This is a genomic window from Streptomyces sp. NPDC017676 (assembly GCF_044329325.1).
Taxonomy (GTDB): Bacteria; Actinomycetota; Actinomycetes; order Streptomycetales; family Streptomycetaceae; genus Streptomyces.
In genome coordinates this window covers 1-8,226 of sequence record NZ_JBIRJA010000047.1, presented here as the reverse complement: position 1 = coordinate 8,226, position 8,226 = coordinate 1, and the positions used below count along the sequence as shown (strand labels likewise).

General features: G+C 70.8%; 4 protein-coding genes and 3 pseudogenes. 6 read left to right on the top strand and 1 reads right to left on the bottom strand.

What is annotated here, in order from left to right; all coding sequences use genetic code 11:
* Together ACH4LD_RS42925 and ACH4LD_RS42920 are read left to right on the top strand one after the other, a co-directional pair.
* Window positions 1–223: hypothetical protein (locus ACH4LD_RS42925; protein WP_398059885.1), on the top strand; the 223-nt coding region annotated here is incomplete at its 5' end.
* Window positions 224–576: 353 nt separating this feature from the next.
* Window positions 577–4,290: a S8 family serine peptidase gene (locus ACH4LD_RS42920; protein WP_398059883.1), complete on the top strand. Its 3,714-nt coding sequence runs from the start codon at window positions 577–579 to the stop codon at window positions 4,288–4,290.
* 564 nt (window positions 4,291–4,854) lie between these two features.
* Here the strand turns inward: ACH4LD_RS42920 and ACH4LD_RS42915 are convergent.
* Window positions 4,855–5,394: pseudogene (locus tag ACH4LD_RS42915) on the bottom strand (hypothetical protein).
* 105 nt (window positions 5,395–5,499) lie between these two features.
* On the opposite strand from ACH4LD_RS42915, the pseudogene ACH4LD_RS42910 reads away from it, so the two are divergent.
* The 4 genes and pseudogenes from ACH4LD_RS42910 to ACH4LD_RS42895 all read left to right on the top strand — a co-directional run.
* Window positions 5,500–5,724: pseudogene (locus ACH4LD_RS42910) on the top strand (transposase family protein); the annotation flags it as partial.
* Between the two features lie 711 nt (window positions 5,725–6,435).
* A complete protein-coding gene (locus ACH4LD_RS42905; RefSeq protein WP_398059881.1) occupies window positions 6,436–6,975 on the top strand; it encodes a nucleotidyltransferase domain-containing protein in 540 nt (179 codons plus the stop codon).
* Window positions 6,953–7,237, top strand: a complete 285-nt coding sequence (locus tag ACH4LD_RS42900; protein WP_398059879.1) for an aminoglycoside adenylyltransferase domain-containing protein — start codon at window positions 6,953–6,955, stop codon at window positions 7,235–7,237. The genes ACH4LD_RS42905 and ACH4LD_RS42900 overlap by 23 nt, the downstream gene beginning before the upstream one ends.
* Before the next feature lie 218 nt (window positions 7,238–7,455).
* A pseudogene (locus tag ACH4LD_RS42895) lies at window positions 7,456–7,575 on the top strand (cadmium transporter); the annotation flags it as partial.
* Window positions 7,576–8,226: the final 651 nt, after the last annotated feature.

Below are 8,226 nucleotides of genomic sequence, written 5' to 3'. Positions count from 1 at the left end.
AAACCTCACTGCCACCCACGGCCTGCGCGAGCTGCACTTCAAGGCGATGGTCCGATCCGACGAGTGGATAGCTGTACCAGCGATCCGGGTGCTCACCCAGAACCCCACACCCCACCTGACGAAAAACACAGAGGCACCCCCCCCGGACGGTGCCGGGCCCGGCAACCAGACGGCGGCACCCCTGTGCGAACGTGCGGAGGCCGTCCGAGACCTCGAAGCCTGACGGCACAGCGCGACGCCACGACCACCTGGGGCTGTCGGCCCCCGTGGGAAGGCCCATCACCCGTCGATGACGTGAGAGCGCGGGCCCGCCGCGCCTGGCGTCCGCCCCGGCGGAGGGTATGCGCCAAGCCGCCAACCTGGGATGCCCCACAGGCCCGTTGCTCCGTCCCTCACGCCGAATTCATGGGGCGGTCCGCCGCCGTCCCCCGGACGCGCGGTGGCCGACGACGCCGCCTGTTCGCGGCGCAACTGTGCCACGGCGCAAGAGCGACATGTGCGACCCCTTGAACGACGGCGAGGGAGGCCACAGGATCCAGTGATCTTTCGCTCTTCGCCGCGTCTCAGGAGTCTTCTTTGCCCAAAGTTCCCACCCCCCGGCCCGGGCCGATCGCCCTCGCCGTGGCGGTCGCGCTCACACTCGGCGTCATACCGGCGACTGCCGCTGTGTCCGCGTACGCCGCCGGCGAGGTGTCGCACAAGGACGCCGGACACCGAACCCCCGGCGATGCCGGCACGCACACCGTCACCCTGATCACGGGTGACAAGGTCACCATCGGGACCGCCGCCGACGGCACCGTCGTGCGCTCCTTCCAGGCCGCGAGCGGAGCCACCACCGGCTTCCACCGCGTTGTCGTGGACGGCGCCACCTATGTCTACCCCGACGCCGCCCTGCCGTACGTGAGCGCCGGCAAACTCGACAAGCAGCTCTTCAACGTTACGCGGCTGATCACCGAGGGCTATGACGACGCGCACAGCTCCCGGCTGCCGCTGATCGTGCGCTACACCGGAGCTGCCGCCAAGGCCCGCACCCGGACGAAGATGGCCGGCTCGACCGACGTCCGCCGCCTGGACAGCATCCAGGGCGCGGCCCTCGCCCAGAACCACAAGCAGGCACCGGAGTTCTGGTCCTCGCTCACCGGGGGTTCCGGCGCGGCGGCCCGGTCCGCGAAGCCGTCCTTCGCGGGCGGCGTCGCCAACGTGTGGCTCGACGGTAAGGTAAAGGCCGACCTGGCCGACTCCACCGCCCAGATCGGCGCGCAGAAGGTATGGGCGGAGGGCGACACCGGCCAGGGCGTGAAGGTCGCGATGCTCGACAGCGGCGCGGACACCGAACACCCGGACCTGGTCGGGCAGGTGTCCGACAGCGCCAGCTTCGTCCCCGGCGAGGACGACATCGCCGACTACAACGGCCACGGCACGCACGTCGCCTCGACCATCGTCGGCACGGGCAGTGCCTCCGGCGGCAAGGAGAGGGGTGTCGCCTCCGGCGCCCGGCTGGCCGTCGGCAAGGTGCTCAACTCCGAGGGCAGCGGTCAGGAATCCTGGATCATCGCGGGCATGGAGTGGGCCGCCCGTGACCAGAAGGCCAGGATCATCAGCATGAGTCTGGGCGGCGGCGGTGACAAGACTGACCCGATGAGCCAGGCCGTCGACGAACTCAGCCACGACACGGGCGCGTTGTTCGTGATCGCGGCGGGCAACGGCGGCCCGCACTCCATCAGCAGCCCCGGTGCCGCGGACTCCGCGCTGACCGTCGGCGCCGTCGACTCCACCGACACGCTCGCCGACTTCTCCAGCCAGGGCCCGCGTGACGGCGACGGCGGGCTGAAGCCGGAGATCACCGCGCCCGGCGTCGACATCGTCGCGGCGCGCTCGCACTACAAGCGCGGCTCCGGCTACTACACCACGATGAGCGGCACGTCGATGGCGACACCGCACGTCGCCGCTGCCGCCGCGCTCCTCGCCTCCGAGCACCCCGACTGGACGGGCACCCAGCTCAAGGAGGCGCTGGTCAGCAGCGCCAAGGCAACCACGGCGTACACCCCGTACCAGGCGGGCGCCGGCCGGCTCGACGCGCTGGCGGCCGTGCACACCACGGTCTTCGCCACCACGACCGTCTACTCCGGCTTCCACACGTGGCCCCCGAAGCCCGGAGAGACTGACGTCCAGACGGTGACGTACACCAACGTCGGCGACGCCCCGGCCAGCCTCAGCCTGGCGGTCGACGGCACCGTCCCAGCCGGGTTGTTCAGCCTCTCTGCGGACCATGTCACCGTGCCCGCGCACGGCACCGCCGCGGTCACGCTGACCGCGGCTCTGGACAAGCTGGCGGGCGACCAGTCGGTCAGCGCCATGATCACCGGTACGGACGGCGCCGGGACGGTCCGCGCCCGGACCCTGATCGGCGCGGCCCGCGAGGGCCGGCGGCAGAATCTGACCGTGGTGGCCAAGGGCCGTTCGGGCAAGCCGCTGGAGGGCCGGGTCGTCCTGACCGCCGAGCACCTCTTCACGGTGATGGACCTCGACGCGTCCGGCACCGGCACGGCGCGGCTGCCCGTCGGCAGCTACAGCGGCTGGCTCACCGGTGACGTGCAGGGCGCCGAAGGCCCGCACTCACGCGGCATGGTGCTGCTCGCCTTCAACGACGTGAAGCTGGACCAGGACCGTACCGTCACCCTGGACGGCCGCAAGGCACGCCGGATCCTGGCGCGCGTGCCGCAGCAGACCACCGCCGTCGCGCCGCGCCTGGATGCCCACCGGTCCTTCACCGACAGCCTGGTGGAGACGTCGATGTTGCCGGACTCGTCGTACGACAGCATCTGGGCGCTCCCGACCGACAAGAAGGTCACCGACGGCGAGTTCGAGACCGGCGCCCGTTTCCGCCTCGAACAGCCTGCGCTGACTGTGAGCACGAAGTCGACGACCTTCAACGACCCGCTGGTCAAGCGCGCTGCCACGCCGCTGCCCGCCGGTACCCGGAACCTGACGGCGGTCTTCGCCGGTGACGGCACGGCCGAGGAGCTCGCACGGCAGAACGTGCGCGGCAAGGCCGTCGTGGTGCGCGGCGCCGGCACGGCAGGGATCAAGGCCCAGGCGGAGGTCGCCGCGGCCGCCGGCGCCCGGCTGCTGCTGGTCGTCAACGACGGCGCCGGCCGCATGGAGCCCTGGGACGAGAACCCCTGGAGCCCGGAGAGCCCGGCCCCGGTGACGGTGGCGACGCTCAACGCCGACCAGGGCGCCGACCTGCTCGGCCGACTCCGGCACGGCACGGTCTCACTGAAGGTCACCTCGCACCCCACGACCGACTACGTCTACGACGTCGTGCACCACTGGACGGGTGCCGTTCCGGCGGACCCGACCTGGCGTGAGGAGTCCAAGGACCTCGGCCGGGTGGACGTCTCCTTCCGGAACTACCGGCAGGGCAAGGCGATGGAGTTCCGCCCGGACGTCTGGCGCGGCTGGGCCGTCGGCAACCAGCTCACCGCGCCCGCCCAGGGCGAGCGCACCGACTGGGTCACCGCCGGCACCACGTGGCTGGACGACGCCTTCATCCGGGGCGAGACCGGGCAGCACTCGATCGAGCCGCTGACCTACCCGGCGCGCAAGACCGGCAAGGTCAGCTGGTTCGGCCCGATCCAGCGGCCCCGCATGGGGCCGATCAACTACCAGCCGGTGCGCTACCTCGACACCATGTACATCACCGCGCCCGGCTGGGGTGACTCGGGGTCCGGCCACGTCGGCGAGGCCGGCGCGAACTTCGACGTCAAGGACTGGATGTCGCTCTACCAGGGCGACCAGCAGCTCGACTGGGGCAACGCCGAGTACCTTCAGGTTCCCGGCCTCGGCGCCGAGCGCCTGCCCTACCGGCTGGTCCTCGACAACGACCGCGGCACCTGGGCCAACCCGTACTCGACGCACACGCTGACCGAGTGGAACTTCACCTCCGCGGTCACCGGCAGCGATGCGGCGGTGTCCCTGCCGCTCATCCAGCTCGACTACGGCGTGGACACCGACAAGTCCGGCCGTGCCGACCGGCACGCCGGCCTGACAGTGACCGCCTCGCACCTGCCAGGCACCACCACCACCATCGGGAAACCGACCGTCGAGGTGTCGTACGACGACGGTGCGACCTGGCAGCGGACCGACCTGAGCCGGCGCGACGAAGGATGGCAGACGAACCTGCGCGCGCCGCGGTCCGCCGACTTCGTCACCCTTCGGGTCGGCGCCCGGGACAGCGCGGGCAACACCGTCTCGCAGACGATCACCCGGGCCTTCGGCCTGCGCTGACGTCACCCCCCGGGAGGTCACCTGGGACAGCACCGCGTGGGTGGGACCGCAGCCGGCGGCCCCGCCCACGCGGCGTTCCCAGGTGTCAGAGGATCTAACGGCGACGGGCGGCCTCCGGGCACAGCACCGCATGACCGCCGGGCGCCCGGCCCGGTAGCCGGTGCCCCGACGGCTCACGGCCGACAGCCGACGACGGGCGACGTGGCGGCCCGTGGCAGCCAGTAGCGGCGGGTGACCGACAGTACGGGCGGAACTCGGGGTGACGGCGACAGGCCGCCGCGGCCCGGCGCGAGACAGCCGACGGAGACGGCCCGACGCCCGGATGCAGCCGCCCGGTGGAGGCAACCCGGCCGGAACGGCCCGCCAACATGAAGCAGAGGCGGCCGTGGCGGACGGGGTAGGGGGACCGCCGGACATGGGGTCGGCAGCGGAGGCGACTGAGGCCGCCCGGCGGAGCTGCCGGGCGGAGACGGACGGCACTTTCAGAACACGGCCTACAGTAAGGGCTGTCCGGCAAACATCTTGGCTCCGAGTACGGAGCAACCTTAAGAGCTGGTGAGGTGCTCAGCCGGTGGGTCGTGAGGTGTTCAGCGACTGGGCATAGTCAGCGAGTGCGTGGAAGTCGTTCTCCCGTAGGCCGATCCGCGGGTTGACGTGGTGGAGGATCCCGGGACCTTGATGGTGGGCGGTCACGTAGGTCTGATCCACCTCGCTCTGCTCGTTCGTCCACCCAGGCGAAAGGACGGCCATTGGCGTAGTTCACCAGCGGTCCGGTCTTCCAGTGGACTCCATCAGGGCGTTCCTGGAGCAGGACGTCGCCGAAGTCGACGAAGGGAAGTTCCGGAAGGCCGAGCACGGGTGCGATCCACCGGTTGGCGTCGTCCATCCATGTGGTGGCCCAGCACAGCTCGAAGCCGAGCTGGAGCAGGATTTGCCCGTGCTCTGGGTTGAGCCAGACAGTAGGGGACGTCGTCGGGTCGAGAGGCCCCTGTCGTCCTCAGGGGCGTCGTTCTGGGGGACTTTGAGTGTGACGTAGCCGCGGGGACGCCTCTCCGGCTTGGCCGCGTAAGGGTTGAGCGGCCCGTCCACGTCGAGGAACAACAGTGGTCGGTTCCCAGTTTCCCCCGGTCTTGCGCATTGTGGACTGCCCCGATCAGCGTAACTGTGGCATCGTCTGGGCATTGGGCCGGCCTGAGTGATGATCATGATGTGGCGAGTGTGATCACGGCATCGGAGCCGTCCTGGATAACCGCGTTCGGGGGGCTGAGCCCGCGCTGCTTCGGCAAACTGCTGACCACGCTGCGGCGCGATGGAGCAGATGTGGTCCACCGAGGCCGGCCGTGGAGCCTGCCGCTGGAGGACCGGGTGTTGCTGGTCACGGCCTGCTGGCGAACCAATCTGACGTTGCGGCAGCTCGGTCCGCTGTTCGGCGTGTGGAGGCGGCTGGAGGTGCCCGGGTCCTCCTCGAAGACGACCGGGTCCTCGATCCCGGCCTCATCCAGGACGAGGTCCTGCCGGGCGAGGAGCCGGCGGTGCACGGCCGGGACCGCGGTGACACGCAGGGTGTTACCCCTGGCCGCGCCGCACGACCACCCCTCGTCGAGTGCGGCCCGCTCTGCAAGCTCCAGTTCCGCGGCGCGGAGGAACTCGGCGACCTTGCCAGGCATACCGAGGGTGACCAGCAACTCCAGGTCCGTGGCGTCTACCTCAGCGACAGTACGGTCGGGCATGAGGTCGGCGACGGCCGTGCGGATTGCGCCGCGGCTGACGCCGTGGTCGCGCGCAAGGCGGCGATGGAGCGGCCCTCCAGGTACGCGGCGCGTACGTCGGCGGTCTTGTCGGCCGGGACGGCGGGGCGAGTTTTCCGACAGGCGCTAGCTGGCAGGCAGGCAGGCAGGCAGCATGAGGAGAGCGGGGATCGGGGTGTGAGCCCCCACTGACTGTGGAGCCGGGCCGCTGAGTGGCCGCCGCCGTGGAGCACTGGCCCTCGCCGACGGCCCCAGGTTTGCGCCCGCCGAGGGAGCTGCCGCTGGCCGCGGCGATCGCCGCGCTGTCATGCCACCGCGTTCGGGGAACCACCGTGCTCCTACCGGCCCCGACACCGGCCGCTTCGAGTTGATCTCGGCGATGCTCCATACTGCCAGTATGGGCGCCGAGACCGAGCTGTTTCATGCCGTTCCCGCCGAGGTGCGGCCCTACCTGACCGAGCTCGTACGCCGCACGCGCGGGGTGTGCGACTCCCGGCTGACCGGAGTGGTCGCGGTCGGTTCCCTCGCGCTCGGCGACTACCGGCATGGCCGCAGTGACATCGACGTCACGGTCGTCGTAGAGGGCCCGCCTGGGGCCGCGGCCCTGCGGGAACTGGCCGACGCTCTCGATCACCGGCGGCTGCCGTGCCCGGCGGCGGGGCTGGAACTGGTCGTCTACGCGGCGGACTTCGCCCGTGTCCCGTCCGGGGAGGCCGGCTACCTGCTGGATCTCAACACTGGCGCTCAGCTGCCGGGCCGGACCGCCTTCGACACGGCCGGGGGACCGTCGTTCTGGTACGTCATCGACCGTTCCGTGGCCCATCAGGACGGGATTGCGCTGTACGGGCCACCCGCATCGGAGGTGATCGCGGCCCCCCCGGCCGACGGACCTGTACACCGCGATCCGGGCCTCGGTGCGCGAGCACGGCGACGGTGAGGGGCATCTCGCCGACAACCGGGTCCTCAACGGCTGCCGCTCCGTGGTCTACTGCCGCACCGGGCGCTGGTTCGCCAAACGCGACGCGGCCAGACAAGTCGCCGCCACGCAGGAGGACTTCCGTCCGCTGATCGAGGCCGCGGTCCGCAGCTTCGAACGTCCTCGCGCAGCCGCGCTGACCCTGCCCGGTCCGCAGGTCCAGGCGTTCCTCGGCTGGGTGCGAGCCCTCGTCGACGAGCACGCCGCGGCAGTCGGCGCCTGACAGGGCATTGTCGCGGTGGACGACCAAGAGACCGCGGTATGCCTTGACGTCATGAGGCGCGCACTTTCCCGCGTACTCTCCGGGCCGCTTCGGGATATGGATGCCCGAGCCTTCCCTGCCATCTTCGAGCGCGCAGGGGTCTCAAACCCCAGCGAGCACGGCTCGGGCTCCCGGTAGCGTCGCCCGGCCACTCGCGCCCAAAGAGAGGGCACCCACTCGTGAACCTGGGCATCGTGGGGTGGGCCGCCGGGCTGTTCGCCGTCACCAACATCGACGACATACTGATCCTGTCGCTGTTCTTCGCTCAGGGCGCCGGACGTCACGGCTCTGCCCGCCGGCCATCGGCGGCGGTTGCGCAGGCGCCTGCGCAACCGCCGGAGCCCTGACGGCCTCGCTTCCTCGGGGGACTTTCCGTACGCCGATCTGCACCGAGCCTCGCCCCTCCCGACGGTGTGGCGGTGTGCTGGACAGGGCTGCACGGGCGGCCGTGGCAACGGGCCGTGCCCTCGCTGCGGGTGGACTACCCGAAAAAAGCCGCAGGTCCGGCTGGACGGTGCGGCACGGCCCGGCGCGCTACACCTGGTCCCCGCACACGCCGGCCGCGAAGGCGGGCTGGAACCACACCACCTGCCCGCTCGGCGATGCGAGGCTCATCCAGCACTCGGAATCGCTCATCAGGGCCGCGATCATCCTGGTGCGCAGGCGAATGGCCCGCCGAAGCTCCCGCAGAAAGCGGACGGCCGGCATCCCGAGACGCCCAGCGGGACTGATCATCATCGAGGTCAGGGCCGTCACCTTGGCCTTGCCCCGGCCCGGACCGCGGCCCTGAGCACGGGCCGGATTACCCCGCAGCGATCCGCGCAAGGCTGTCCTGGATTCGGCGGACGGCCTCCTCTGAGCTGCCCCGAGTTTCGTAGAGTCCGGTGATCTTGTTTCAGGCGGACTGTGGGGTGGCTTGCTGTTGTCGCCACCAGTCACGTTCGTACTCG